This window comes from Pseudarthrobacter sp. WHRI 8279, assembly GCF_040224115.2.
GTDB lineage: Bacteria > Actinomycetota > Actinomycetes > Actinomycetales > Micrococcaceae > Arthrobacter.
Map to the genome: position 1 here is coordinate 3,353,390 of NZ_CP168162.1, position 24,953 is coordinate 3,378,342.

At 64.6% G+C, this 24,953-nt stretch carries 22 protein-coding genes and 2 tRNA genes; 15 read left to right on the plus strand and 9 right to left on the minus strand.

Annotation, left to right across the window (positions count from 1 at the left end; translation table 11 throughout):
• Positions 1–36: 36 nt before the first annotated feature.
• The 9 genes from recF (at position 37) to ABRP28_RS15460 (ending at position 9,215) form a co-directional block, all read left to right on the plus strand.
• The gene (gene recF, locus ABRP28_RS15420; RefSeq protein WP_350004136.1) at positions 37–1,248 is read left to right on the plus strand and encodes a DNA replication/repair protein RecF; all 1,212 of its coding nucleotides are present in this window, start codon (positions 37–39) and stop codon (positions 1,246–1,248) included.
• Positions 1,232–1,792: a DciA family protein gene (locus ABRP28_RS15425; RefSeq protein WP_350004137.1), complete on the plus strand. Its 561-nt coding sequence runs from the start codon at positions 1,232–1,234 to the stop codon at positions 1,790–1,792. Before recF ends, ABRP28_RS15425 begins: the two co-directional genes overlap by 17 nt.
• Positions 1,793–2,172: 380 nt before the next feature.
• The gene (gyrB, locus tag ABRP28_RS15430; RefSeq protein WP_350004138.1) at positions 2,173–4,260 is read left to right on the plus strand and encodes a DNA topoisomerase (ATP-hydrolyzing) subunit B; all 2,088 of its coding nucleotides are present in this window, start codon (positions 2,173–2,175) and stop codon (positions 4,258–4,260) included.
• Positions 4,261–4,314: 54 nt separating this feature from the next.
• Positions 4,315–6,993: a DNA gyrase subunit A gene (gene gyrA / locus ABRP28_RS15435; RefSeq protein WP_350004139.1), complete on the plus strand. Its 2,679-nt coding sequence runs from the start codon at positions 4,315–4,317 to the stop codon at positions 6,991–6,993.
• Positions 6,986–7,663: a DUF3566 domain-containing protein gene (locus ABRP28_RS15440; protein WP_350004140.1), complete on the plus strand. Its 678-nt coding sequence runs from the start codon at positions 6,986–6,988 to the stop codon at positions 7,661–7,663. The genes gyrA and ABRP28_RS15440 overlap by 8 nt, the downstream gene beginning before the upstream one ends.
• A 97-nt stretch (positions 7,664–7,760) precedes the next feature.
• Positions 7,761–7,834 (plus strand) — tRNA-Ile (locus tag ABRP28_RS15445).
• 69 nt (positions 7,835–7,903) lie between these two features.
• A complete protein-coding gene (locus ABRP28_RS15450; RefSeq protein ID WP_217700331.1) occupies positions 7,904–8,020 on the plus strand; it encodes a DLW-39 family protein in 117 nt (38 codons plus the stop codon).
• A 71-nt stretch (positions 8,021–8,091) separates the two neighbouring features.
• Positions 8,092–8,167: transfer RNA gene (locus ABRP28_RS15455), tRNA-Ala, on the plus strand.
• A 97-nt stretch (positions 8,168–8,264) separates the two neighbouring features.
• Positions 8,265–9,215, plus strand: coding sequence for a DMT family transporter (locus ABRP28_RS15460; RefSeq protein WP_350004141.1), 951 nt, complete (start codon positions 8,265–8,267; stop codon positions 9,213–9,215).
• A 21-nt stretch (positions 9,216–9,236) separates the two neighbouring features.
• Here the strand turns inward: ABRP28_RS15460 and ABRP28_RS15465 are convergent, their stop codons facing one another.
• Positions 9,237–10,112 (minus strand): glycosyltransferase family 2 protein, encoded by an 876-nt coding sequence (locus ABRP28_RS15465; RefSeq protein ID WP_350004142.1) that lies wholly within the window; start codon positions 10,110–10,112, stop codon positions 9,237–9,239.
• A gap of 146 nt (positions 10,113–10,258) precedes the next feature.
• Positions 10,259–11,200, minus strand: a complete 942-nt coding sequence (locus tag ABRP28_RS15470) for a hypothetical protein (RefSeq protein ID WP_350004143.1) — start codon at positions 11,198–11,200, stop codon at positions 10,259–10,261.
• Positions 11,201–11,355: 155 nt separating this feature from the next.
• Here ABRP28_RS15470 and ABRP28_RS15475 point away from each other — a divergent pair, with 155 nt between their 5' ends.
• The 3 genes from ABRP28_RS15475 to ABRP28_RS15485 all read left to right on the plus strand — a co-directional run bounded on the left by ABRP28_RS15475 (position 11,356) and on the right by ABRP28_RS15485 (position 13,790).
• The gene (locus tag ABRP28_RS15475) at positions 11,356–11,901 is read left to right on the plus strand and encodes a peptidylprolyl isomerase (protein WP_350004144.1); all 546 of its coding nucleotides are present in this window, start codon (positions 11,356–11,358) and stop codon (positions 11,899–11,901) included.
• 9 nt (positions 11,902–11,910) lie between these two features.
• On the plus strand, positions 11,911–12,789 hold the full coding sequence (locus tag ABRP28_RS15480) for a rhomboid family intramembrane serine protease (RefSeq protein WP_350004145.1): 879 nt from the start codon (positions 11,911–11,913) through the stop codon (positions 12,787–12,789).
• Positions 12,790–13,322: 533 nt separating this feature from the next.
• The gene (locus ABRP28_RS15485; protein ID WP_350004146.1) at positions 13,323–13,790 is read left to right on the plus strand and encodes a carboxymuconolactone decarboxylase family protein; all 468 of its coding nucleotides are present in this window, start codon (positions 13,323–13,325) and stop codon (positions 13,788–13,790) included.
• Positions 13,791–14,033: 243 nt separating this feature from the next.
• Here the strand turns inward: ABRP28_RS15485 and ABRP28_RS15490 are convergent, their stop codons facing one another.
• A complete protein-coding gene (locus ABRP28_RS15490) occupies positions 14,034–14,645 on the minus strand; it encodes a DNA-3-methyladenine glycosylase I (RefSeq protein WP_350004147.1) in 612 nt (203 codons plus the stop codon).
• A gap of 44 nt (positions 14,646–14,689) precedes the next feature.
• A complete protein-coding gene (locus tag ABRP28_RS15495; RefSeq protein WP_350004148.1) occupies positions 14,690–14,941 on the minus strand; it encodes a cell division protein CrgA in 252 nt (83 codons plus the stop codon).
• A gap of 173 nt (positions 14,942–15,114) precedes the next feature.
• Here ABRP28_RS15495 and ABRP28_RS15500 point away from each other — a divergent pair, with 173 nt between their 5' ends.
• From ABRP28_RS15500 to ABRP28_RS15510, 3 genes are read left to right on the plus strand one after another with little or no spacing between them, the layout of a single operon-like run.
• Positions 15,115–15,909 (plus strand): class E sortase, encoded by a 795-nt coding sequence (locus ABRP28_RS15500; protein WP_350004149.1) that lies wholly within the window; start codon positions 15,115–15,117, stop codon positions 15,907–15,909.
• Between the two features lie 2 nt (positions 15,910–15,911).
• The gene (locus ABRP28_RS15505) at positions 15,912–16,079 is read left to right on the plus strand and encodes a hypothetical protein (protein ID WP_231454144.1); all 168 of its coding nucleotides are present in this window, start codon (positions 15,912–15,914) and stop codon (positions 16,077–16,079) included.
• Complete coding sequence (locus tag ABRP28_RS15510; RefSeq protein ID WP_350004150.1) at positions 16,076–16,717, plus strand: gamma-glutamyl-gamma-aminobutyrate hydrolase family protein; 642 nt, start codon at positions 16,076–16,078, stop codon at positions 16,715–16,717. Before ABRP28_RS15505 ends, ABRP28_RS15510 begins: the two co-directional genes overlap by 4 nt.
• 17 nt (positions 16,718–16,734) lie before the next feature.
• On the opposite strand, the gene pknB is transcribed toward ABRP28_RS15510, so the two are convergent.
• From pknB to ABRP28_RS15535, 5 genes are read right to left on the minus strand one after another with little or no spacing between them, the layout of a single operon-like run.
• The gene (gene pknB / locus ABRP28_RS15515; protein ID WP_350004151.1) at positions 16,735–18,690 is read right to left on the minus strand and encodes a Stk1 family PASTA domain-containing Ser/Thr kinase; all 1,956 of its coding nucleotides are present in this window, start codon (positions 18,688–18,690) and stop codon (positions 16,735–16,737) included.
• A gap of 15 nt (positions 18,691–18,705) precedes the next feature.
• Complete coding sequence (locus ABRP28_RS15520) at positions 18,706–20,448, minus strand: protein kinase (protein ID WP_350004152.1); 1,743 nt, start codon at positions 20,446–20,448, stop codon at positions 18,706–18,708.
• Positions 20,445–21,905 carry a penicillin-binding protein 2 gene (locus ABRP28_RS15525; protein ID WP_350004153.1) on the minus strand — a complete coding sequence of 487 codons (1,461 nt, stop codon included), beginning with the start codon at positions 21,903–21,905 and terminating at the stop codon, positions 20,445–20,447. The genes ABRP28_RS15520 and ABRP28_RS15525 overlap by 4 nt, the downstream gene beginning before the upstream one ends.
• Positions 21,902–23,299: an FtsW/RodA/SpoVE family cell cycle protein gene (locus tag ABRP28_RS15530; protein ID WP_350004154.1), complete on the minus strand. Its 1,398-nt coding sequence runs from the start codon at positions 23,297–23,299 to the stop codon at positions 21,902–21,904. The genes ABRP28_RS15525 and ABRP28_RS15530 overlap by 4 nt, the downstream gene beginning before the upstream one ends.
• Positions 23,296–24,948 carry a PP2C family serine/threonine-protein phosphatase gene (locus ABRP28_RS15535; protein WP_350004245.1) on the minus strand — a complete coding sequence of 551 codons (1,653 nt, stop codon included), beginning with the start codon at positions 24,946–24,948 and terminating at the stop codon, positions 23,296–23,298. The genes ABRP28_RS15530 and ABRP28_RS15535 overlap by 4 nt, the downstream gene beginning before the upstream one ends.
• Positions 24,949–24,953 lie beyond the last annotated feature (5 nt).

Sequence of the window (24,953 nt, forward strand, 5' to 3'; positions counted from 1 at the left end):
GGGAACCGCGAGTTCCCGGAATTGCCGAAAAGCCGCGTGTACCTAGAACACCTCTCCCTGACTGACTTCCGCAGTTATGCCCAGGTTGACCTTGCCCTGGGGCCGGGTGTCACCGTCCTGGTCGGATACAACGGCATCGGCAAAACCAACCTGATGGAAGCCATCGGCTACCTGGCCACCCTCAGCTCACACCGCGTCAGCTCGGATGCTCCGCTCCTGCGGTTTGGGACGGAGCGCGCGCTGGTCAGGGCAAGGCTGGTCCGCGGGGAACAGATCACTGTCCTGGAACTGGAAATCAACGCGGGGCGGGCCAACCGCGGACGCATCAACCGCAGCAACCCGGTGCGGGCACGCGATCTCCTGGGGATTTGCCAGACAGTTTTATTCGCGCCGGAGGACCTGGCGCTGGTCAAGGGCGATCCTTCCAACCGCCGCCGTTTCCTCGACGAGCTGTTGGCCAGCCTCATTCCACACCACGCGGCCACCCGCAGCGATTACGACCGCGTCCTGAAGCAGCGCAACGCCCTGCTGAAATCCGCCCGCGCCGGCAAATTCACGCCCGCCCATGAGGCAACCCTGGATGTGTGGGACCAGCACATGGCCAAGGCCGGGGCCGAACTGCTCCACGCGCGCCTTGAGCTGGTTGAACGCCTGCGGCCGCACCTGGGCCGCGCGTATGCGCAGCTGACTGATGCGTCAAAACCGGCCGACGCCGTCTACCGTTCCAGCCTCCAGAACCAGATGGACGACGACGGCGCCCCGCAGCGAAGTGCCGCCGGCACCAGTGCCGGGGGTACTTCGGCTGACATGGAGGACCTGCGGCAGTTCTCTATGGAACAGCTCGCTGACCGGTACATCAAGGCCTTCGCAGAATCGCGCCGCAAGGAGATAGAGCGGGGCATTTCGCTGGTGGGTCCGCACCGTGACGAACTGGAACTCATCCTGGGCCAGGCCCCGGCTAAGGGCTACGCATCCCACGGCGAAACCTGGTCCATGTGCCTGTCCCTTCGGCTCGCCTCCTATTACGTGATGCTGGATGACACCAGGACGGGAGGGTCTGCTCCCATCCTGATCCTGGACGACGTTTTTGCCGAGCTGGACGTCCAGCGTCGGCGTAAACTGGCCGCAATAGTCTCCGGCGCGGAACAGGTCCTGGTGACCGCCGCCGTCGACGCCGACATCCCGGAAGAGCTCTCCGGACGGCGGGTGAAAGTCATCCCGGGAGGTATTGATGAGCAGGGACAGTGAAAAAGGCGGCGGGCTCCAGCCCGGCCGCGACCCCGACAACATCGATGCTCCCCAGGTTGCCCTGAACAGGATGCGGGACGCCGCCGCGGCGCGGGGCGAGATCCGCAGGACGGCATCCCGCCCGGGTTCCGCCAAAGCCAAGAAGGGCATCCGGGACACCCGCGGCTTCAGCCAGTTCCACGCCAGCGGCCGCGACCCCCTCGGATTGGGCAAGGTGGTGGGGCGGCTTGTGGCCGAACGCGGCTGGACCTCGCCCGTGGCAGTGGGATCCGTCATGGCGGAATGGGCCACGTTGGTTGGCCCCGAAATCTCGGCCCACTGCACGCCCGAAAGCTTTACCGACACCACCCTCCACGTCCGCTGCGACTCAACCGCCTGGGCCACCCAGCTCCGGCTCCTCAGCACCAGCCTGCTGGAGAAGTTCCGGGTGGAGCTGGGCGACGGAGTGGTGACGAAGATCCAGGTTTTGGGCCCCTCCGCACCGAGCTGGCGCAAGGGCGGCCGGTCCGTCAACGGACGGGGTCCCCGCGACACCTACGGGTAGCGCCGGCGGCGGAGTCTTGAAAATCGACGTAGCGGCGTGTAGAGCCCTGAAAGGGCGGGAGGGTGTATAGGCACCCGGAGGCCGTCCTGCCAGCGCGCCCTAGGCGTGGCCAACGGCCTCCCGCAGGCACACCACTGCCCGCGGAAGGCCCCGGAATGCGGGGAAATAGCCGTCAGCACGGTAGAATCGTTGTAGATAACTGGGCGCGGGTGAACGTTGACTGGGTCCGTTTTCCGCGTGTTTTAAGCCCGCGGAACGCGGGTCAACCGTCAGCCATACATCGGCGCTACAAGTTTGTGCCTGTTGGCGGATGACTTCCTGCGGTGACCGGGGAAGGAGTCGGCCGGCCATCATCGAGAACAGAGGAGTCGACAGCGCCTGTGGCTAACGACAATACAGATATTCTGGCAGCTGAACCCGCAGTCGAGGATGCCCGCACGCCTGACACCCCGGCCGCTCCAGGGACGCAGCGTGAATACGGCGCCAGCGACATCACTGTCCTTGAAGGCCTGGAAGCCGTCCGGAAACGGCCAGGCATGTACATCGGCTCCACGGGACCGCGCGGACTCCACCACCTTGTCTATGAAGTTGTTGACAACTCCGTTGACGAGGCCCTGGCCGGCTACTGCACGCACATCGAGGTTGTCCTTCAGGCCGACGGCGGCGTGAAGGTTGTGGACGACGGCCGCGGTATCCCCGTGGACATGCACCCCACGGAACACAAACCCACGGTTGAAGTGGTCATGACCATCCTGCACGCCGGCGGAAAATTCGGCGGCGGCGGATACGCCGTCTCCGGCGGGCTCCACGGCGTCGGCATTTCCGTAGTGAATGCCCTGTCCAGCCGCGTGGATACTGAAGTACGGCGCCAGGGGCACGTCTGGCGCATGTCCTTTGCGGAGGGCGGCAAGCCGCAGGGCAGCCTGGTCAAGGGCGAGGAGACAGACCGCACCGGCACCACCCAGACGTTCTACCCGGATCCCGCCATCTTCGAAATCACCGAGTTCGACTTCGAGACGCTCCGCGCCCGCTTCCAGCAGATGGCCTTCCTCAACAAGGGACTCCGCATCACGCTCACGGACGAGCGCACCTCCGCCGAAGCCGACGGCGACGCCGACCTTGACCTGGACGCCGTCGCGACAGAGGGCGAGGTCAGCGCGGAGCATCGCACCGTGGTGTACCAGTACGACGACGGCCTGCTGGACTACGTCAAGCACCTGAACTCGGGCAAGAAGGTGGATGTGGTCCATGAGGACGTCATCGCCTTTGAAACCGAGGACAAAGATCGGAAGATCGCCCTCGAAATGGCCATGCAGTGGACCAATGCATACTCGGAGAGCGTGCACACGTACGCCAACACCATCAACACCCACGAGGGCGGAACCCACGAAGAGGGCTTCCGGGCCGCGATGACGTCCCTGATCAACCGCTACGCGCGCGAAAAGGGAATCATCAAGGAAAAGGACGACAACCTGACCGGTGATGACATCCGTGAAGGCCTCACTGCTGTCATCTCCGTGAAACTTGCCGAACCCCAGTTCGAAGGCCAGACCAAAACCAAGCTCGGCAACTCTGAGGTCAAGGGCTTTGTGCAGCGCGTGGTCACTGACGGCCTGGGCGACTGGCTGGAGCGCAACCCTGGCCCTGCCCGCGATGTCATCCGGAAGGCGATCTCCGCAGCGCAAGCCCGCATGGCCGCACGCAAGGCCAGGGACAATGCGCGCCGCAAGAGCCCCCTGGAATCCTTCGGCATGCCCGGCAAGCTCTCCGACTGCTCCTCGAAGAACCCGGAGAAATGCGAGGTCTACATTGTGGAGGGCGACTCCGCAGGCGGTTCCGCCAAGCGCGGCCGCAATCCGGAGACCCAGGCCATCCTTCCCCTCCGGGGCAAAATCCTGAACGTGGAACGCGCACGCCTGGACAAGGCACTGGGAAACGCCGAAGTCCAGTCCATGATCACTGCCTTCGGCACGGGTATCGGCGAGGACTTCGACCTCTCCAAGCTGCGGTACCACAAGATCGTCCTGATGGCCGATGCCGACGTGGACGGCCAGCACATCACAACCCTGCTGATGACCCTGCTGTTCCGCTACATGCGGCCCCTGATCGAAAACGGCTACGTCTACCTGGCCCAGCCGCCGCTGTACCGCATCAAGTGGTCCAACGCCGCGCACGATTACGTCTACAGCGACCGCGAACGCGACGCCAAGCTCGTGGCCGGCCAGGCCGCCGGGCGCCGCATCCCCAAGGACAACGGCATCCAGCGCTACAAGGGCCTCGGCGAAATGGATTACACCGAGCTGTGGGACACCACCATGGACCCGGACCACCGCACGCTGCTGCAGGTGACGATGGACGACGCCCTCGCGGCCGACCAGATTTTCTCTGTCCTGATGGGCGAGGACGTCGAATCACGCCGCAACTTCATCCAGCAGAACGCCAAGGACGTCAGGTTCCTCGATATCTAGGACAGAGTCCGGCAGATATTCGGTTACTGACATATACCTGAAACGGAATTTAATATGAGCGACGAAACACCCGAGAACCCGGCCTCCGAGGACGGCATTCCGGACACCGTTCTTGAAGGCGATGTGCTGATAGACCGCGTGGAGCAGGTGGACCTGCAGACTGAAATGCAGCGGTCCTACCTGGACTATGCAATGGCCGTCATTGTTGGCCGTGCCCTTCCCGATGTCCGCGACGGACTGAAGCCCGTGCACCGCCGGGTCCTTTACGCAATGTTCGACGGCGGATACCGTCCGGACCGTTCCTTCAACAAGTGCGCCCGCGTGGTGGGCGAGGTCATGGGCCAGTACCACCCCCACGGCGACACAGCGATCTACGATGCACTGGTCCGCCTCATCCAGGACTGGACCATGCGCTACCCCCTGGCGCTGGGCCAGGGCAACTTCGGCTCCCCGGGCAACGACGGCGCTGCTGCCCCGCGGTACACCGAAACAAAGATGGCTCCGCTGGCCATGGAGATGGTCCGTGACATCGACGAGGAAACCGTCGACTTCCAGGACAACTACGACGGCAAGAACCAGGAACCCACCATCCTGCCCGCCCGTTTCCCCAACCTCCTGGTGAACGGCTCCTCAGGCATCGCCGTCGGCATGGCCACCAACATCCCGCCGCACAACCTCCGCGAAGTAGCCGACGGCGTGCAGTGGTACCTGTCCAACCCCACGGCCAGCCGTGAGGAACTGCTGGAGGAACTCCTGCTGCGGGTCAAGGGCCCCGATTTCCCCACCGGCGCCACCATTCTGGGCCACAAGGGCATTGAGGACGCCTACCGGACCGGCCGCGGTTCGGTCACCATGCGCGCTGTGGTGAACGTGGAGGAACTCCAGGGCCGCACCTGCCTGGTGGTCACTGAGCTCCCGTACCAGGCCAACCCGGACAACCTGGCCATCAAGATCGCCGAACTTGTCAAGGACGGCAAGATCCAGGGCATTGCCGACCTCCGGGACGAAACCTCGGGCCGCACCGGGCAGCGGCTGGTGATCGTGCTGAAGCGCGACGCCGTGCCCAAGGTGGTGCTGAACAACCTCTACAAGCACACAGAACTGCAGAGCAACTTCTCCGCGAACATGCTGGCCATCGTTGACGGCGTTCCCCGGACGCTGAGCCTGGACGCCTTTATCCGGCACTGGGTCACCCACCAGCTGGACGTCATCGCGCGCCGTACCCGGTACCGGCTGCGCAAGGCCGAGGAAGAAGCCCACATCCTGCGGGCACTGCTGAAGGCACTGGACATGCTGGATGAAGTGATCGCCCTCATCCGGGCCTCCAACACCACCGAGGCCGCGCGTGATGGTCTGATGGAGCTGCTGGACATCGACGAGCTGCAGGCCCGGGCCATCCTGGACATGCAGCTGCGCCGCCTTGCGGCCCTTGAACGCCAGAAGATCCAGGACCGGCACGCCGAACTCGAAGCCCTGATCGCCGAGTACAACCAGATCCTTGGCTCGGAGCAGCGCCAGCGCGAGATCATCAGCACCGAGCTGGGCGAGATCGTGGACAAGCACGGGGATGACCGCCGCACCAAGATCCTCATGGGCTTTGACGGCGACATGTCCATGGAGGACCTCATTCCCGAAGAGGAAATGGTGGTCACCATCACCCGGGGCGGCTACGTCAAGCGGACCCGCAGCGACAACTACCGGTCCCAGCAGCGCGGCGGCAAGGGCATCAAGGGTGCCCAGCTCCGTGGTGATGACGTGGTGGAGCACTTCTTCGTCACCACAACGCACCACTGGCTCCTCTTCTTCACGAACCTGGGCCGGGTGTACCGGGCCAAGGCGTACGAACTGATGGAAGCTGGCCGCGACGCTAAGGGCCAGCACGTGGCAAACCTGATGGCATTCCAGCCGGACGAGCACATCGCCCAGGTCCTGGACCTGAAGGACTACCAGCAGGCTCCCTACCTGGTGCTTGCAACCAAGCGCGGGCTGGTCAAGAAGACCCGGCTGGAGGATTACGACACCAATCGCTCCGCGGGCGTTATTGCCATCAACCTCCGCGACGGGGACGAACTGGTGTCCGCGCAGCTGGTGTCCGAAACGGACGACCTCCTGCTGGTGTCCCGCAAGGGCCAGTCCATCCGCTTCACCGCAACGGAGGATGCGCTGCGCCCCATGGGACGGGCAACCTCCGGCGTTACCGGCATGAAATTCCGTGAAGAGGATGAGCTTCTCGCCGCCAATGTGGTGACCGACGGCTCCTACGTCTTCATCGTCACCGAGGGCGGTTACGCCAAGCGGACGGCTGTGGAGGAATACCGGCTCCAGGGCCGTGGCGGGCTGGGCATCAAGGTAGCCAAGCTCGCCGAAGAACGCGGTGACCTGGTGGGGGCACTGATTGTCCAGGAGGAGGACGAGGTCCTGGTGGTCATGGAGGGCGGCAAGGTGGTCCGCTCCTCGGTTGCCGGAGTCCCCGCCAAGGGACGTGACACCATGGGCGTCATCTTCGCCAAGCCGGACAAAAATGACCGGATTATCGAGGTGGCACGCAACAGCGAACGGGGTCTTGAGGGCGAGGAATCGCTGGAGGATGACGTAACGTTGGCTGAAGATGGCGGATCCCCCGAGGATTCCACCAGCCCAGCAGTGGCAGAAGAATCACCGGCCGTTGAGTCAGAGGACGCCTCGGGCGACGCTGAGCCGAACGAAGACTACACGGAGGTAACGAGTGAGTAATCCCGACTCATTTCCCAAGTCGAACAGTACCGTTCCCGACGGCAACCGGCCTTCGGCCGCACCCCGGGTAAACGCCCCCGTTCGTCCGCAGCAGCGCCCGGCCGCACCCGCCGCCGCCCCCGGGCAGCGCCCCGCCGTTCCCGGCCAGCGTCCCGGGCAGGGCCAGAACGAACGTCCGGCAGGCCAGCCCGGCCAGCGCCCGGTCCAGGGACAGCCCGGCCAGAGGCCCGCGGCAGCCGGCCAGCGTCCCGCAGGTGCTCCGGGGCAGGGAAATCCAGGCCTTGTGAAGCCTGCTCCGAAAGCTAAGGTACGGCGCGCCCGGCTGCTCATCAGCAAGGTGGACCCGTGGTCTGTCCTGAAGATGGCCTTCCTGCTGTCCGTGGCGCTGGGAATCGTTACGGTCGTGGCCGCCATCGTCCTGTGGACCGTCCTTGACCTGACGGGCATCTTCGACCAGGTGGACAGCCTGTTGGGCACCCTGGCCGGCTCCGAGGGCGGCGGCTTTGAGCTGAAGAAGGTCGCTTCCCTGGGCCAGGTGGCATCGTTCGCCACCATCATCGCTGTGGTGAACGTGGTCCTGCTGACCGCGCTTTCCATGCTTTCCGCTGTTCTTTACAACATCTCTGCCACCCTGGTGGGCGGCATTGGCGTTACCCTCACGGACGACTAAGGTCCAGTTTCCGCAGGCCTGACAGCTGCGGAAAGGCCCGATTTGAGATCGGGCCGGGATGTGCTGTAAAGTCATGTCTCGGCCCGATGAGGCATCGGGGCGTATAGCTCAGGCGGTTAGAGCGCTTCGCTGATAACGAAGAGGTCCCAGGTTCAAGTCCTGGTACGCCCACGGAACCTGTGCAGGTTCAAGTGTAGGTTCGGATTGCGCAACCCGCAGCCGGACCGGAACGGGGAGCATGTGAAGAAGTTGCTTGTATTGGCAGCGGCAATCGCAGGCGTCCTGGTCTACCGGAAAGCACAGGAATCCGAGGCCCGGAAAGATGTCTGGAGCAAGTCAACCGACACGGTGGACTAGCCCTGGTGCCCGGAACGGAGCTGGTCAAAGGCTCCTCGGTTCTAGGGTATGATTGACGGGTTGCTTCTTATGGGGGCATGGCGCAATTGGTAGCGCACCTGCTTTGCAAGCAGGGGGTTCGGGGTTCGAGTCCCCGTGCCTCCACCATAGGAAAGTCCCGGTCAGCGGAAACGCTGGCCGGGACTTTTGCTTTGGCAGCCGGACTGCGGAAATGTCCGGGCCGGCTGCGCATTAGGGTAGTCCAGTGAACTTCTTTCTCGCGGCCGTCGGCGTGTTGGGTGTCGCCTCATCCGGCCCCCTGATTGCTGCCACCCTTGGGGCCACAACCGTCAGTGCCCTGGCCATAGCCTTCTGGCGTAACGCCATCGGCGCAGCCGTGATGGCCTCCCCCACCCTCATCCGCGAGCCCCGGCAGTTTGGCAGGATCACACGGCGCGAGTTCCGCTGGTGCCTGCTGGCCGCCGTCGCGCTGGCCCTGCACTTCGCCTGCTTTATCACCTCCCTGCAGCTGACCTCTGTTGCTGCCGCTACAGCACTGGTCTGCCTGCAGTCGGCTTGGATAGCTGTCTTCCAGCTCTTCCGCGGCACCCGCCACCGGTGGCAGGTGCTGGCTGGACTGGGCATCGCCTTCGGCGGCGTGGTTGCCATCACCGGATTCGACATGGGGTCGTCGCCGGATGCCCTGCTGGGTGACCTGCTGGCTGTAGCCGGCGGGGCGCTGGCCGGCCTCTACACCTTGGCAGGAGGAAAGGCCCGGCAAAGCATGACGACGGGCACCTACACCACGCTCTGCTACGGCATGTGCGCAGCCCTGGTCGCCGTCCTCGCGGTCCTGGGCGGGCAACCCCTAGTGGGCTTTGAAGCCGGAGGTTGGCTGGGAATCCTGGCCATCACGGTCTGCGCGCAACTGGTGGGGCATACCGCGTTCAACCACCTGCTGGCCACCATGAGCCCGCTCCTGGTCTCAATGATCATCCTCCTGGAAATCCCGGGCGCCGCGCTGCTTGCCGCGGTCTTCCTCCACGAAACCCTACCCGCCGGTACCTACGCCGGCCTCGGCCTCATTCTGGCGGGACTTGCCGTGGTGGTGCTGGGCCAGCGGTCCGGGAAAACCGCGCGCCGTGGAAGGGAAGCAGCAGGCGGGCGGGAGGAACCGCCGTCGGACCGTCCGCTCGCTGAGCTCGGGACTGACTGACGCCGCCGCCTCGGGGGCCCTTTACTGGCCGCCGCGGCGTACAGGCTGGGCGGTGTTCACGGTGTGGATGGCCCGGAGGAGCTTGGCCGGGAAATACACCGAAAAGAACACCACCATGGGAGCCTTCAGGGCCATCTTCTTGACGTTGTGCGCTTTGTAGGTCCGGTCAAAGCGGGTGACGTAGTAGCGGTAGTCCCGCGGTGAATCCTCAAGCCTGCGGGCAGACATCCCGGACACCATCTGCGGGCAGTACTGGATCTTAAGATCGTTCTCGGCCAGATGCAGGGACAGGTCGATGTCCTCGTGCATCTCGTCCCTCTCGTCGCGGCAGGTTTCGGCCCGGATGATTTGCCACGCCGTGGAACGCAGGGCCATGTTGGAGCCGAAGAGGAAGTGGTACTGGTGCTTGGCCAGTTTCAACATGAGCTGGCGCATCTTGTCGTCTGCTTTGAGCCCGAACCGGCGCATCGGCATGTCGTAGTACACCACCGGGCCGGTGGCTGCCTGCACGGAGGGGTCGAGGAAGGCTTTCTGCACCTGCTCCACCCAGTCCGGCTCCACCACCGAATCGGCGTCGATCCTGCCCAGGACGTCCCCGGTGGCGTGGTCCAGCCCGAAGTTCCGGGTGGGGATGAGCCCCTGCTCCTTGTCCTGGCTGAGCAGGATAATGGGGCTTTCCGGGTATTCAAGCTGCATCTGCTGCACAATGCGGGCCGTGCGATCCTTGGACAGGTTGTCCACAACCAGGATCTCGTGGGCCGGGACGGACTGGTAGATAGCGGCTATGAGGCATTGCCGGATGACGCTTTCCTCGTTGTACGCCGGAATGACAATGGACACGCGGGGCAGGTCTGCTGCGTCGTTCAAGGCATCCCCAGAGGATTGTTCGGCTGGCATCGGTTCAAATCTAGCACCGAACCGGTGCCCTGCCCCGGACACAGTAGCCATCGCAGACAGGAAAAAGGCCCCGCCTTGCGGCGGAGCCCTTTCCGGCTGCTGCTCCGGCCCCCCAAACGCGGACCGGTCACATCAGGACTACTGAATCAGGACTGCGAAGCGCCCTTGTCACCGTTGCCCATGTTGGAGGCGATGTTCTTGGTGGCGGTCTTCGCGTCCGTGGCGGTCTTCGTTGCGCTGTCCTCAGCGTCCTCGGCAACGTGCTTTGCCTTCTCGCCGGTCTCCTCAGCCTTGTCCTCGGTGGCGGACCCGGCGGTTGCCGGAGCTGCCGCGGCAGGCGTGACCGTAGCCGGTGCCTCCTGGACCTCGTTCACCGTGGTGGCCGGTACGGGTGCGGGCGTGGGTGTTACCGGTGAAGGAGTCTTCCAGGGGTCTTCGACCGGTTTGGAGGCCTTCCAGGCTGCGACGCCGGCGGCGACCGCGGCAGCGATCACACCGAAAACCAGCCAGCCGCGCTTCTTCTTGGGGGGTTCCGGCTGTGCAAGCTGGATGCCCACCGTGCGGCCGGCCTCGGTTGCGGCTGCCTTCAGCTGCGTGCCGGTGGTCTGTGCCTGCTCCTGGATGGCATGGATGATTCCCACGTCGCCGAGTTTGTGGGCCACGGCATCGACCCGCGCCGGAGCATTTTCCAAGGTGCGGTGCACGGCCACGGATGCGGAGCCGATCTGGTCCGAAAGGCGCGGCAGGTATTCCACAACCACACGGTCACGGGCATTGAGGATCACCGGGGTGGCCTTGTCCAGCGCCTCGTGCAGCCGGGGCGACGCACTGTCCACGGCGTCGTTGATCTTCGGAGCCAGCTGGGCCAAGCCGTCCTGGATGCGCGGGGTCACCGTAGCAACACCATCGGCCAGGTTGTAGGCCGCGGACTTCAGGCCCTCCTGGACCTTCGGGGACGCGGTGTCCAGGCCATGCTGGAGGCGGTCAATGGCTGCTTCCACACGGGGGGTTGCCCAATCCTTGGCATTCTCCATTGCGCTGGTGACTGACAGTTCAAGGTCACGGGCAATACGGTCCGACTTCTTCACAACTACCTCCCGATTAATGTGACGGTTCTGTGGTTAGCCTACGTGGCTTGGTGTTCACCTGCTATTCCCCCAGCGGATTTTAGGAGGATTTCACCCAGCGCGGAACTGCGGCGGCAGCCGTTCCCTCCATAGACCGCCGTGGAAGAATAGGCCCTATGACTGCCATCGCAACTGCAAAAGCAACCATCCACACCAGCCTCGGCGACATTGTCGTCAACCTCTTCGGCAACCACGCCCCCAAGACGGTCAAGAACTTCGTTGGCCTCGCCACGGGTGAGCAGGCATGGACCCACCCGGAGACAGGCGAAGAGAAGAACGGGACGCCGCTGTACAACGACACCATCTTCCACCGCATCATCAAGGACTTCATGATCCAGGCCGGCGATCCGCTGGGCCGCGGAACGGGCGGACCCGGTTACCGTTTCGATGACGAGATCCACCCCGAACTCAGCTTCAACCAGCCTTACAAGCTGGCCATGGCCAACGCCGGCATCCAGATGGGCAAGGGCACCAACGGCTCGCAATTCTTCATCACCACCATCCCCACGGACTGGCTGCAGGGCAAGCACACCATCTTCGGCGAGGTGGCGGACGACGACTCCAAGAAGGTCGTTGACGCCATCGAAGGTGTTCGCACCGGAATGGGCGACCGTCCGGTAGAGGACGTCACCATCAACAGCATCGACATCGAACAGCTGTAATACCGCACCATGAGTTACGGAATTCCGGCGGCTGAGCCGTCCGCCCAGGTTCCGGTGTGCCCGCGGCACCCGGACCGGCCCTCCTATGTCCGCTGCCAGCGCTGCGGACGACCGGCCTGCCCCGACTGCCAGCGGGCGGCCGCCGTCGGATTCCAATGCGTTGACTGCGTCAACGAAACAAAACGTACGACGCCGGAGGTGCGGACCGTCTACGGCGGCACCGTAGCTGCGGGCAAACCACGGGTGACGTTCGGAATCATCGCCGTGTGCGTCCTTGTATATGCCCTGCAGTGGCTGATTCCAGGCCAGGTGGTCTACGAACAGTTCGCCTACAACAACGTGTTCGCCACACCCCGGTACGGAGCGTTCGAACCGTGGCGCATGCTTACCGCTGCGTTCCTGCACTCGCCGGACTCGCTCCTGCACATCATCCTCAACATGTACACGCTGTGGATCTTTGGCCAGGCATTGGAGCCCCTCCTGGGCCGCGCCCGCTTCCTGGCGCTTTATCTGATTTCCGCCGTGGGCGGTTCCGTGGGATACCTCCTCCTCAACCCGGTCCTTGTTCCGGGCCAGGGACTGGTGGGCGTGGTGGGTGCATCCGGCGCCATCTTCGGCCTCTTCGGGGCCATGCTGCTGGTGCAGCGCCACCGCGGCGGCGAGACCCGCCAGCTCTGGGTTCTGATCGCCATCAACGGAGTGATCGGTTTCCTCATTCCCCAGATCGCCTGGCAGGCGCACCTTGGCGGACTCATCACCGGCGGTCTCTGCGCGGCCGTGCTGGCCTACACACCCCGCGGCCCGCGGCAGCGGCTCCTCCAGGCCGCAGGACTGGCAGCAGTACTGGCCCTGCTGATAGCCGTCAGTTGGGTGAGGATTTCCCTCTAAGCGCCTCCGCCAGCGGGGAGATCAATCGCATTATCCAAAAATCCCGCCGTCCTGCAGGACGGCGGGATCTTTTTGTTTTCCACAGCCCTTATCCACACTGTTGGTAACTTACAGCCTTGTAGTTCATCCCCAAGACCCTCCCACACCCCTGATCTGCGGCGGTTTTCCCCAGAACTTGGGCGTTTTTCTCCACAGCTGTGGATAACCTCTGGGGATATGGATGTGCTTAAGTGGAAAAACCCGCCTCCGGAGGTCGTTCTGTGGATAACAGTGGAAAATTCTCTTCCTACGCGCCTCGTATCGCCTTCAAGCACGCGTCTATCAACACAGTTATTCACACTGTCAATAAACAACACGTCTGTAGTTCCCCTGCCCGCATGTGCCCGCTTCGCAGCGTGCGGGCCTCTGCGGTCCAGGGTTGCCCACGTAGTATCCACAACTGTGGATAACTTGTGGGTATCGTCTTGTTGGTAAGTGGATAAGCAACGAGCGCCTAGCCTTGCTTTGACGTCACTTTTCCCACAGGAGGGTCCATGAACGCGACCACCAAGCACGTTTTCCTCGACAAGCAGCACCCCGCGGTATGGCGGGCGCTTAATGGCCTGGGGCTAAAGGTCAAGGAGGCGGCGCAGGAAGCGGGGATGGAGCCCAGGACGATGGAACTCCTGCACGTGCGGATCTCACAGCTAAACGGCTGTGCCTACTGCCTGGACCTCCACGTGCGGGATGCGGTGCAGGCAGGAGAGTCTCCCCAGAGGCTGGCCGTCCTCCCGGCCTGGCGGGATACCTCTCTGTTCACCGAAAAGGAGCGTGCGGCCCTGGCACTGGCCGAGAGCATCACCCAACTCCCCGGCCACCACTCACAGGAGCAGGAGGAGGCCTTTGCCAGGGAGCACCTGACAGAGGAGGAATTCTCCGTGGTCAGCTGGCTGGCGATTGCCATGAACGCCTTCAACCGGGTGTCGATCACCAGCCACCACCCGGTCCGCAAAGAGCGCTGAGCCCGGACAAGGCTTAGCGCTGTACGTTATCCACAGGTATTCCACACTGTTAATAACTGCGTCCCAAATACAGGTTTAGCCTCTGGCGCCTCCGCGCCAAGGATCGGCACGTCGGGCAGCCGGTGAAGGGCCCTTGGCTGTGGATAAGGTTGCCAACAGTTGGGGAAACCGCGGAGGGCGCCACGCAGTGCGGCCAGCGGCGCACTTCCTGGGCCCGTCTGCCCGGCCCCCGGCGTCTCCGTCCTACCTTGCGTCCAGCCAGATTCCCGAGGATCCCCGACGGTGGCTTCCCAGCAAATGGGTGTCCACCATTCCGATGGCTTCCATGAGGGCGAACATGGTGGTGGGACCTACGAAGGCGAAGCCCCTTTTGCGGAGGGCCTTGGAAAGGGCGACGGATTCCGCGGACTGGGTGGGGATGTCCGCATGGGTCCGGGGGCGGGGGGTTGACCCGGGCTGGAACTGCCACACAAAATCCGCCAGGCCGCCGTCCTGCCGCAACAACAGGGTCGCGTGGGCATTGGTGACAGCTGCACGTATCTTCAGCCGGTTCCGGACGATCCCCGCGTCCTGCAGCAGCCGCTCGACGTCGGCCTCCGTAAACTGTGCGACGGCGTCGGGGTTGAAGCCGGCAAAAGCAGCCCGGAACGCTGGGCGCTTGCGGAGGATGGTGGCCCAGGAGAGCCCGGCCTGGAACCCCTCCAGGCATATGCGCTCGTAAAGGCCCTGCTCATCCCTGACGGGCATGCCCCATTCATGGTCGTAGTACTCCCGCAACAGCGGGTCCGAGGACGCCCATGCAGGCCGGGCCAAGCCATCGCTGCCCAGCAGGACGGCGTGATCGTCAGGAGGCATGCGTTTCCCCGGGGTAAGTTCCGGCCTCACAGCCGTCCAAAAACCTATGAGCGCCAGCGGGTGGTCATCAGGAATCCGACGATGGCGATCCCGAAGCCAGCCACGATGTTCCACGACTCCCATGCCTGGACGGGAAAGCGTCCTTCGCTGATGTAGAACGTGATGATCCAGAACAGGCCGATGATCATGAGGCCGAACATCACGGGCTTGAACCACACCGGGTTCGGCTTGTACGTCTGGGACGAAGCCTGTGGGGCGCTGCTGGCAGTTTTCTTGCGCGGCTTTGACTCGGGCACTGGCTCTCCTTGGCGGGCTGAGGCAAGCTCGGCGTTCCGGGCTTGATATCCTGCAAGAAGGAAATTGCCAGCGGTCTGCGCGATCTTGGTCAAATCTGGATTCTTACTAGCAGCCAATTCTAGCCGTAGTTCATGGGCCGCCGGTGCCCGACGGACCGCCCCAAGGAGAACGCGTGGTGTTGCAGGAAAAGGCGGGCCGAGCCGCTGCGGCGCCTGCCGGCGTCGTAATTCTGCGTGGAGCAGTCCAGGTGGTTGGCGAGCTGCTCATCACCGCCGGCATCGTCCTCCTGTTGTTCGTTGCCTGGCAGCTGTGGTGGACCAACGTCGAATCGGACGCCAGGCAAAGCGAAGTGATCAAGGAATTCGCGCAGGATCTTGGCGGCGCTGCCCCGGCCGCGCCGGCAGCCCCGGATGCTTCTGCACCTGCCGCCGGGGAAGACTTCGGTGAGCCGGTGGTGTCCGCCGCTCCCGGCCACGCCGGCACTATCGGCATTATGTATATCCCGCGGTTCGGAGCGAACTACACCCGGCCCATCGTGGAGGGCACCACCAGCGATGTGCTGGACACCCTGGGGCTGGGGCACTACGGAACCACTGCCATGCCCGGAGCGGTGGGAAATTTCGCCGTTGCCGGGCACCGCCAGACCCACGGCGCCGTCCTGGACAACATCCACACCCTGGTACCCGGGGACAAGATCTATGTCCAGACCAAGGACGGTTATTACGTCTATGTCTTCCGCAACAACCAGATCGTCATGCCATCGCGCACCGACGTCCTGGAACCGGTGCCCACCCTCCCGGGAACTGTCCCCACCGAAAGATACCTGACCATGACAAGCTGCAACCCCCGCTTTGGGGCGGAAGAGCGCATCATTGCCTACTCGCTCCTGGACAGTTGGCGCCCCGCCTCGGCAGGGCCTCCCGCTGAAATCGCGGACCAGGTGGCTGCAGCGATCGGAAAGGGCTGACTATGTACGGCTGGATCTTCCGGCATCTTCCCGGACCCCTCTGGCTGCGGATCTTCACCTCATTGGTGCTCATTGCGGCGGCACTGGTATTGATGGTTCAGTTCCTTTTCCCCTGGATGTCCGAATACACCCAATTCACCGACTCAACGATTGGTTCAGCAAGCCAGTGACCACAACCAAAATCCTCGTGGTGGATAACTACGACAGCTTCGTCTACACCCTGGTGGGCTACCTCCAGGAACTCGGCGCCGAGACCACGGTTGTCCGCAATGACGATGTAACCCTGGCAGAGGCCATTGAACTGGCCAGCACCCGGGACGGTGTGCTCATTTCACCCGGCCCCGGCAACCCCGCTGAAGCCGGGGTATGCATTGAACTGATCAAGTGGTGCGGCGAGAACAGTGTGCCCATGTTCGGCGTATGCCTGGGGCACCAGGCCCTCGCCGAGGCCTTCGGGGGGAAGGTCACCCACGCCCCGGAGTTGATGCACGGCAAGACGTCCCTGGTCCAGCACATTGGCACCAGCGTCTTTTCCGGACTGCCCTCCCCCGTCACCGCCACGCGCTACCACTCGCTGGCAGCCGTCCGCGAATCAATCCCCGACGTCCTGGAAGTCACCGCAGAGACCGCCTCAGGCGTGGTGATGGGGCTCCAGCACCGCACTGCGCCGCTGTGCGGCGTGCAGTTCCACCCGGAATCGGTGCTCACCGAGGGCGGCTACCAGATGCTGGGCAACTGGCTGGAGTCGCTGGGAATGAAGGGCGCGGCCGCCCGGGCAGCCAAACTAAGCCCGCTGATCCAGCACTGACCTGCCTGCTGCCCCGGTCAGTCGTCATCCTTGGTGGAGGTCGGCTTGGGAGTGGGAGTTGGCGTGGGCTCGGGGCTTGGCGGGGGCGGCGGCGGGGCCTTGGCCACCACGATCGTGACGGTCTTGCCCTGTTCCACCGTCGCGTTGACCGGATCGCTCTGATCCGTCACCCTGCCAGCCTCCACCTGGGCATTCTCCACCTCGATCACCGCAGGAACCAGGCTCAGCTCCTTCAGCGCAGCCTCAGCCTCTTCGCGGGTACGTCCCCGCAGTTCCGGAAGCGCCACCTTGCCGGTGGACACAATCAGCTCCACGCTGGTTCCCACGCCCACCATCTGGCCGGGCGCGGGGCTGGTGGTGATCACGATTCCGGCAGGAACCGTGGCGCTGTTGGCCGTGGTGGTTGAGGGGGCTCCAGCCAGGCCGCTTTGACGCAGGATATCCCTGGCCGCTGCTTCTGTCTTCCCTGGCAGGCTTTCAGGAATCATGACGGCGCTGGGGCCCTCGGAGATGTTCAGGACTACCTCCGCGCCCGGATCCATGGATGCGCCGGACTCCGGCTCGGTGCCGATCGCCGTGCCCTTGGGAACGGAATCGTGCTGCGAGCGGACAATCCTGGGCTTGAGGTCCGCGTTGTACAGTTCCTGCAGCGCCGCTGACTCGGTCATGGCAGCCACCACCGGAATCTGGACTTTGGGCACTTCCGGGGCAGGCCGGTTGACGGTGGTGTACAGCCACAGCGCCCCGCCGGCGAGGACCAGCAACGTGAAGACCACAAGGGTCGCGATCCACGCACGACGGCGGGACTTCTGCCGGGGGCTCGGCTCACGTTCAGGCGGGAGGCCAAGCGGCAGCACCCCGGCCTCGTTATGGTCATCCGCAACGGCTGCGAGGGGCATGTTGGCGCCTTTTTCACCGGAAGAGGCGTGCGTTGCGGCCAGCCTGCCGGTGGGAGCATCGTCCAGGAACCCGGCGCCTGTGACACCGAAAGCTTCGGTGGCCGGAGCAGACGGAACGGGGACGTGGTCATTTGGATCCGTCGGCGCTTCGGAGGCCGGCAGCGCCGGTACCGGCACCCCCGACCGGGCGGCGCGGAGGGCACGGCGGAAGGCTGCGGCGTCCTGGAACCTGTCGTCGCGGTTCTTTTGCAGGGCCTTGGACAGCACACTGTCCAGGGCCGGAGTGACGTCCGGATTGAGGGTACTGGCCGGCTCCGGTATTTCGCGGACATGCTGGTAGGCCACCGAAACGGGGCTGTCACCGACGAACGGCGGACGTGACGTGAGCATTTCGTACAGCAGGCAGGCAGCGGAGTAGAGGTCGCTGCGCGCGTCAACGGCTTCGCCGCGGGCCTGCTCGGGAGACAGGTACTGGGCAGTGCCCACCACGGCTTGTGTCTGGGTCATGGTGGCCGAAGAATCCGCGATGGCGCGGGCTATCCCGAAGTCCATCACCTTGACCGAGTTGGTGCTTTCGCAGTACATCACGTTGGCCGGTTTGATGTCCCGGTGGACGATCCCGGCCTTATGGCTGTATTCGAGCGCGCCCAGGACGCCCATGCAGTAGTCGATGGCCTGGCCGATGGTGACGTCGTGGCCGCGGATCAGTTCGCGGAGGGTCTTTCCTTCCACGAACTCCATCACGATGTAGGGCACCCGGACGTCCTCGGAGCCATCGTGGACGAGGTGCTCCCCGGTGTCGTATATGGCGACGATGGAGGAGTGGTTGAGCGCCGCCACCGCCTGTGCCTCGCGCTTGAACCTGGCCTGGAACTGCGGATCACGGGCCAGGTCCGGCCGCAGCAGCTTGATGGCCACCGTCCGCCCCAGGCGGGTATCCACACCGCGGTACACGTCCGCCATGCCGCCGCGCCCGATCAGGCCGCCCAGCTCGTAGCGGCCGCTAAGGACACGGCGGTTATCCACCGGGAGGCTGTCCTCACGGTGCAACGGGGTGCGCGGTGACTCATTCATGGGATGTCCTGGCGGCTACGGGTTGCAGGTTGGGGGCGTGCCCGGCTGCTGGCCGTCCGTGCAGTCGGGCAGTGCTGACTCGACGGTGGGCGCCGCCACCGCCGAGGTGGTGGGTGCCGCCGTAGGAGCCGAAGGTGGAGCTGGAGCTGGGGCGGATGTTGTGGGTTCCGGCTCGGGTGCCACGGCGTAGACGACGGTGATTGCGGTGCCCTCCGGCACTGCTCCCGTCGGGTTCAGTTCGATGACCCTCCCCGGGGCGTCGTCGGTGCTTTCCTGCGGCACAACGGTTACTGCGAGGCCCAAGGCAGCAAGATCCGCCTGCACCTGCCGGTAGTCCTTGCCAAGATAAGCGGCCGGTATCACGTTGACCAGTTCCGGCGTGGGTTCTTGAGTCGCCGTGGGCGTCGAGCGGGTCTGCGTGGGGGTGGCGGACTGGCTTGTCCGGGTGGGGCTGGCGCTGCTCGGCGCCGCGCTGCTTGTGGTCACCGCGGACGTGGGGTCCTCGGAGGGGAAGAGGATTCCCCGCTGGCTGAGGAAGAACCCAACAAGGGCAAACAAAAGCAGCAGGATCAGTGCGATCAGCGGCCAGGTCCAGGGGCTGCGGCCCTTGCGCTGGGGCTCATCGGCGGGCTCGTCGTCGTACGTTGTCTCTTCCGGAATCCACTTGCGCTCCGCGGCGAGGGCGTTGGCCCGGGCCAGCGTCCCCTGGGGGGCGTCGGCATCGGCGGCTGCACCGGCGGCGCCGGCGGCCGCTCCCGCGGCTGCACCCGCAGCACCCGCGCCGAGCACCGGCAATGCGGACGTCCGGCTTGGGGAATCATCCCGCTGCGCGCCGATGACCCCGGTGGGCGCCGTGGCGGTGTCCACCGGAGCCGTGATGGGACCGGTGTCAGCGTCAAAGAGGAGCATCCCAGGGACGGCTGCGCGGGCGGCGCTGATGTCACCGTTGCGGATGGCTTCGGCTGCCTCGGCCAGCTTGATGGCGTTCTCCGGCCGGTCCTTGGGGTCCTTGGCCAGCATGGACATCAGGAGGGCGCGTACCGGGGTGGGCAGTGATTCCGGAAGGGGCGGCGGAGCATCATTGACCTGGGCGAGGGCAATCGCGATCTGGGATTCGCCGGAGAAGGGGCGGTGGCCGGTCAGGCACTCATAGCCGATGACGCCGAGAGCGTAGATGTCCGACGACCCGGTGGCCGTCTGGCCCGTGGCCTGCTCGGGTGCCAGGTATTGCGCGGTGCCCATCACCTGGCCGGTCTGGGTGAGCGGCACCTGGTTGGCGAGGCGGGCAATGCCGAAGTCCGTGACTTTGACCCGTCCGTCAGGGGTGATCAGGAGGTTGCCCGGTTTCACGTCGCGGTGCACCAGGCCCTGGGTGTGGGCAACGGAGAGGGCACGGGCGGTCTGGGCGATGATGGACAGCGTACGGTCCGGCGAGAGGACCTGCTCGTGTTCGATGATGCTGCTCAGCGGCTGGCCTGGGACCAGTTCCATGACCAGGTAGGCGGAACCTTCCTCCTCGCCGTAGTCGAAGACGTTGGCGATGCCCACGTGGTTCAGGAGCGCGGTGTGGCGGGCCTCAGCGCGGAAACGCTGGAGGAATCCGGGATCGCCCGTGTACTCCTCTTTCAGCACCTTAATCGCGACGATGCGGCCCAGGACGAGGTCTTTGGCCTTCCACACCTCGCCCATGCCACCAATCGCGATCCGCGTGGTCAGCTGGAACCGCCCGCCGAGGGTGATTCCGGTTGTAGGCCTCACTTATTCAACACCGCCTCAAAAATTCTCTTCGCGTTCGGACTGGTCAGCTGTGCTCCGGTGGTGATGTCCACGCCTTCCATGACGATCGTGACACCAACCTGCGGGTTGTTTGCGGGGGCAAAACCGGTGAACCACGAGTTGTTGGCTCCGTTGCCGAGCTCGGCCGTTCCTGTTTTTCCTGCCACCTGGACGCCGGGAACCGCCGCCCGATTGGCGATGCCCTCGCTGACCGCACTCACCATCCACTCCGTAATCTGGTTGGCGATCTCCGGGGTGGTGGAGGTCCGCAGCGGCTTTGGCTGCGGTTCATCAATCACCCTGAGGTCTGGGGAGCGCAGGGTTTTGATGAGCGTGGGCTGCATCTGGACGCCGTCATTCGCGATTGCGGCGGTCATCAGCGCCACCTGCAAGGGCGTGGCCCTGACGTCCTTCTGCCCGATGACGGACTGCGCCAGGCCGGGGCCGTCGAGGTCGTCAGGGAAGGTGTTTCCGCTGGCGTAGTCAAGCTTGAGCTGGTCGCCCATGTCCTGGCCGAAACCAAACTTATTGGCCTGTTCGGCAATGGCGTCGCGGCCAAGGTCAAGGGCGATGCTGGCGAAGGGGGTGTTGCAGGACTGCTGGAGCGCGAAGGCGAAGCTGGCTGTGTCCCGCGTGTAGCAGTTGCCGCCCGCGTAGTTGGGCAGGCGGTACTGGATGCCCTCGAACGGCAGCTCCGCGGGGTTGGGGAGTTCACTGTCCTTGTTGTACTTCCCGGATGCCAGAGCCGCTGCGGTATCCACCAGCTTGAACACGGAGCCAGGGGCCAGGAGCTCCCCGGTGGGTCCGCTCACGTTGGGGTTCAGGTTGATCCCGGGCACCTTGACCAGCTCGTTCATGCTGGCATCTGCCGCGGCGAGGTCCTGGGTAGCTACCAGGTTCGGGTCATAGGAGGGTTTGGAGACCATGGCCAGGATGGCTCCCGTCTTGGGGTTGGTAACCACAATGGAGCCACGCTGGCCGTCTGGGATCAGGCTGTAGGCAAGCTGCTGGATTTCAGGATCGATGGTGAGTTCCACGGACGCACCCTTGGGCTGGTTGCCGAGGAACAGCTGGCCCACCCGGTCCAGGAACAGCTGGTCCGAGTTGCCGGCCAGCTCGGCTCCCATGGACTGCTCCAGGGCGGTGGCGCCAAAGTTCTGTGAGAAGTAGCCGGTAATTCCTGCATAGAGTTCCGGCTGCGGGTACGTGCGCTGGAAGGCACAGGTCTCCGAACCGGTCTCCACGGACTCCGCCACGGGTGTTCCGTCCACGATGATGGCGCCACGATCGTTGCAGAAGCTTTGCAGGACAGCGCGCTGGTTCCAGGGGTTGGCCTTGAGTTCGTCCGCCCCGATCACCTGGACGTAGCTGATGGCACCGAAGATCAGAGCGAACATGGCGATGGCCGCCACCCATGAATGCCGTATTGCCTGGTTCACAGGTGCTTCACCGCCTCGGTAGGAGTATCAATGCCGGGTGCTTCCGAGCCTTTGCCCGGCGGCAGGGGAGTGGTGTCTACGGGGCCGCGTGCCGTATGCGAGATCATCAGGAGCAGGCCAACAATGATCCAGTTGGCCAGCAGGGACGAGCCGCCGGCCGCCAGGAAAGGCGTGGTCAGGCCCGTCAGCGGGATCAGGCGGGTCACGCCGCCGATCACCACAAAGCACTGCAGTGCCACGGCGAAGGACAAACCGCAGGCAAGCAGCTTTCCGAAAGCGTCGCGTGTGCCCAGGGCGGCGCGGAAGCCACGGGTGAACAGCAGCAGGTACATAAGGACGATGGCGAACAGGCCAATGAGCCCCAACTCCTCGCCCAGGGAAGCGATGATCATGTCGCTGTTGGCGAAGGGAACCAGGTCGGGGCGCCCCTGGCCCAGTCCGGTGCCCACCAGGCCGCCATTGGCCATGCCGAAGAGCCCCTGGATGATTTGCCGGCTTCCACCAGGAAACCGGTCGTAGACCTCGGGTGTGAAGGCATTGAGCCAGCCGTCGATGCGGAGCTGCACGTGGGAGAACACCTGGGCGGCCAGGAATCCGCCGCCGGCGATGAGCGCCAGGCCTATGACTACCCAGCTGATCCGGCTGGTGGCCACGTAGATCATCACAATGAACAGGCCGAAGAACAGGATCGAGGATCCAAGGTCCCGCTGGAAGATCAGGACGCCGATGCTGACCAGCCAGGCGGTGATCATCGGGCCCATGTCCTTGAACCGCGGGAACTGCAGCGGCCCCACCTTCCGGCCCGCCAGCAGGATCAGGTCGCGGTTGGAGGAAAGATAACCAGCGAAGAATATGGCCAGGGTGATCTTGGCGACCTCACCAGGCTGGAAGGTCATGGGGCCAAGGCGGATCCAGACCCTCGCACCAAGGATCTCGCCGGCCGTGATGCCCGGAACCAGGGGCAGGATGAGGAGCAGCGCGCTGGCAGCAAGGGAGATGAAGGTGAAACGGCGAAGGACCCGGTGGTCCTTGAGGAACCAGATGACCGCAATGGCAACAGCCATGGCGATCAGGGTCCAGCGCAGCTGGTTGTTTCCGGTGTCGTCACCGGGTGCGTCCAGCCGGTGGATCATGGCGAGCCCGAGCCCGTTCAGTGCCACCACGAGAGGAAGTATTACTGGGTCAGCATACTTTGCGCGGAAGCGCAGGACCCCGTGGAACACCAGGGCAGCGACGGCCAGGAGCCCGGACTGGAACCAGAAGTCGGAATCGAAGGCGTTTTCCCGGTCGATCCCCACCAGCATGCTGGCACCGATGCCCACGGCGAGGGCGAGCAGGAGCAGCACCAGTTCGACGTTGCGGCGTGGTTTGGGCATGGTGCTGGGCTGGCTCATTGGACCGCCTCACAGGTGACGGAGGGGCTGGGTGACGGCGATGGGCCGGCTGGCGCGGGAGCTGCCTCCGGGGCTGGAGTTGGAGACTCCGTGGGAGCCGGGGACGGGCTGGTCGCAGCCGGCGAAGGTGAGGGCGGTACGCAGTCCTGCTCAGGAGACGTTGTCCCGGTGAGCTCAAGGTTCTTTACGATCCGCTGCGCGTCGTAGAGGTCATTGGCGGGCACGGTCTGGCGGACGCGCTGCTGTGAAAAGGGCGGCAGCGAATCCATCCGGATCTCGGTAACGGTCTCCAGGCTGGACAGTCCGATGGGTCCAAGGCGCTGCGAAACCCCGTTGAAGATCGCAACCCGGGAATCATGCTCGCCTACGTAATACCGGGTCTGCGTCCAGGCGTAACCCAGCCACAGCCCTGCGGTCAGGGCAACCAGCACTACGGCGGAAACCGCCCACGTAACCCACCGGCGCGGCTTGAGCGGGACCAGGTTGTCCTCCGGGTCGTTGCCCGGCTGTTCGGCCCTGTGGGTGAGGAGGGTTGCTGCCCGGCGCGCCACAGTACGTCCGGCAATAGTTGGGATGGAGCCGGACTCCGCCGCCGCAGCTGCAGCACCCACAAGTTCGTGAGGCCGGGAGGCAAGTTCCTCCCTGAGTACTTCTGCTGAAAGGTGCTCGCCCAGGTGCGGATCGGTGGAGCCCTCCTGCACGGACGGCGCAGCGCTGGTGTCCTTGCCGCCCGCCGCGTCTTTCGCTTCCTCGGAGTCAGGGTCCCCGTTGTTCCCGGCGGGGGTGGTGCTGCCCTCCGGTGGGGTGCTTTTCCGCGCTGCCGCGGCAGCGGCCAAGGCTGCACCTGTGGAAGGAATGACTTCGACGGCGGCTGTACTGACGTCGTCGGGCGTTTCTTCGACAATTTCCACCATGATCACCGTGACGTTGTCCGGGGAACCGGCTTCCAGGGTCAGGTCCACCAGGGTTTCCACGCATTCGCGGAGGTCCTTGGTTTCCCGCACTGTCCGTTCCACGGCGTGGCCGGCAACGTAGTTCAGCCCGTCGGAGCAAAGCAGCCAGCGGTCTCCCGGCAGTACGTCCAGGGTGTCGAGATCAAGTTCGGGACTGGCGTCGACGTCTCCCAGGACCCGCATCAGGACATTCTTGTGCGGGTGGCTTTCGGCCTCTTCCGGGCGGAGCCTGCCTTCGTCAATGAGCCGCTGGACGAACGTGTGGTCCACGCTCACCTGCTTGAATTCGCCCTTGCGCAGGCGGTAGGCACGGGAATCACCGATGTGTGCGAAGTGGAGCTTTCCCTCCGCCAGCAGGAGTGCCGTGACCGTGGTGCCCATTCCCGCCAGCTTGGGGTTCTGGTGCACCAGTTCGGACAGCAGCGAGTTGGCAGTCTGGATTTCGTCGGCAAGGACAGTGCCTGCGTCACCGTGGTAGCCGCCGCGGTCCAGGTGGATCATGTCCAGGACGGTGGCGGCGGAGGCGACATCGCCGCCGGCATGGCCGCCCATACCGTCCGCGACAACGGCTAGGTGCCGGCCCGCGTAGGCGGAATCGTCATTCTTGGAGCGGATGCGGCCGACGTCGGAGCGCGCGGCAAAGCGCATGATGAGGGGCCGCTCCGGGGGCTGGTGCCCGTTTGCGGGGGACTGCATTGCGG

Excerpts from the sequence above, each read along its gene's own strand:
- ABRP28_RS15425 (WP_350004137.1), top strand. The coding sequence starts at position 1,232 with ATGAGCAGGGACAGTGAAAAAGGCGGCGGGCTCCAGCCCGGCCGCGAC.
- gyrA (WP_350004139.1), top strand. The coding sequence starts at position 4,315 with ATGAGCGACGAAACACCCGAGAACCCGGCCTCCGAGGACGGCATTCCG.
- ABRP28_RS15465 (WP_350004142.1), bottom strand. The coding sequence starts at position 10,112 with ATGCCAGCCGAACAATCCTCTGGGGATGCCTTGAACGACGCAGCAGAC.
- ABRP28_RS15475 (WP_350004144.1), top strand. The coding sequence starts at position 11,356 with ATGACTGCCATCGCAACTGCAAAAGCAACCATCCACACCAGCCTCGGC.
- ABRP28_RS15480 (WP_350004145.1), top strand. The coding sequence starts at position 11,911 with ATGAGTTACGGAATTCCGGCGGCTGAGCCGTCCGCCCAGGTTCCGGTG.
- ABRP28_RS15485 (WP_350004146.1), top strand. The coding sequence starts at position 13,323 with ATGAACGCGACCACCAAGCACGTTTTCCTCGACAAGCAGCACCCCGCG.
- ABRP28_RS15490 (WP_350004147.1), bottom strand. The coding sequence starts at position 14,645 with ATGCCTCCTGACGATCACGCCGTCCTGCTGGGCAGCGATGGCTTGGCC.
- ABRP28_RS15505 (WP_231454144.1), top strand. The coding sequence starts at position 15,912 with ATGTACGGCTGGATCTTCCGGCATCTTCCCGGACCCCTCTGGCTGCGG.
- pknB (WP_350004151.1), bottom strand. The coding sequence starts at position 18,690 with ATGAATGAGTCACCGCGCACCCCGTTGCACCGTGAGGACAGCCTCCCG.
- ABRP28_RS15530 (WP_350004154.1), bottom strand. The coding sequence starts at position 23,299 with ATGAGCCAGCCCAGCACCATGCCCAAACCACGCCGCAACGTCGAACTG.
- ABRP28_RS15535 (WP_350004245.1), bottom strand. The coding sequence starts at position 24,948 with ATGCAGTCCCCCGCAAACGGGCACCAGCCCCCGGAGCGGCCCCTCATC.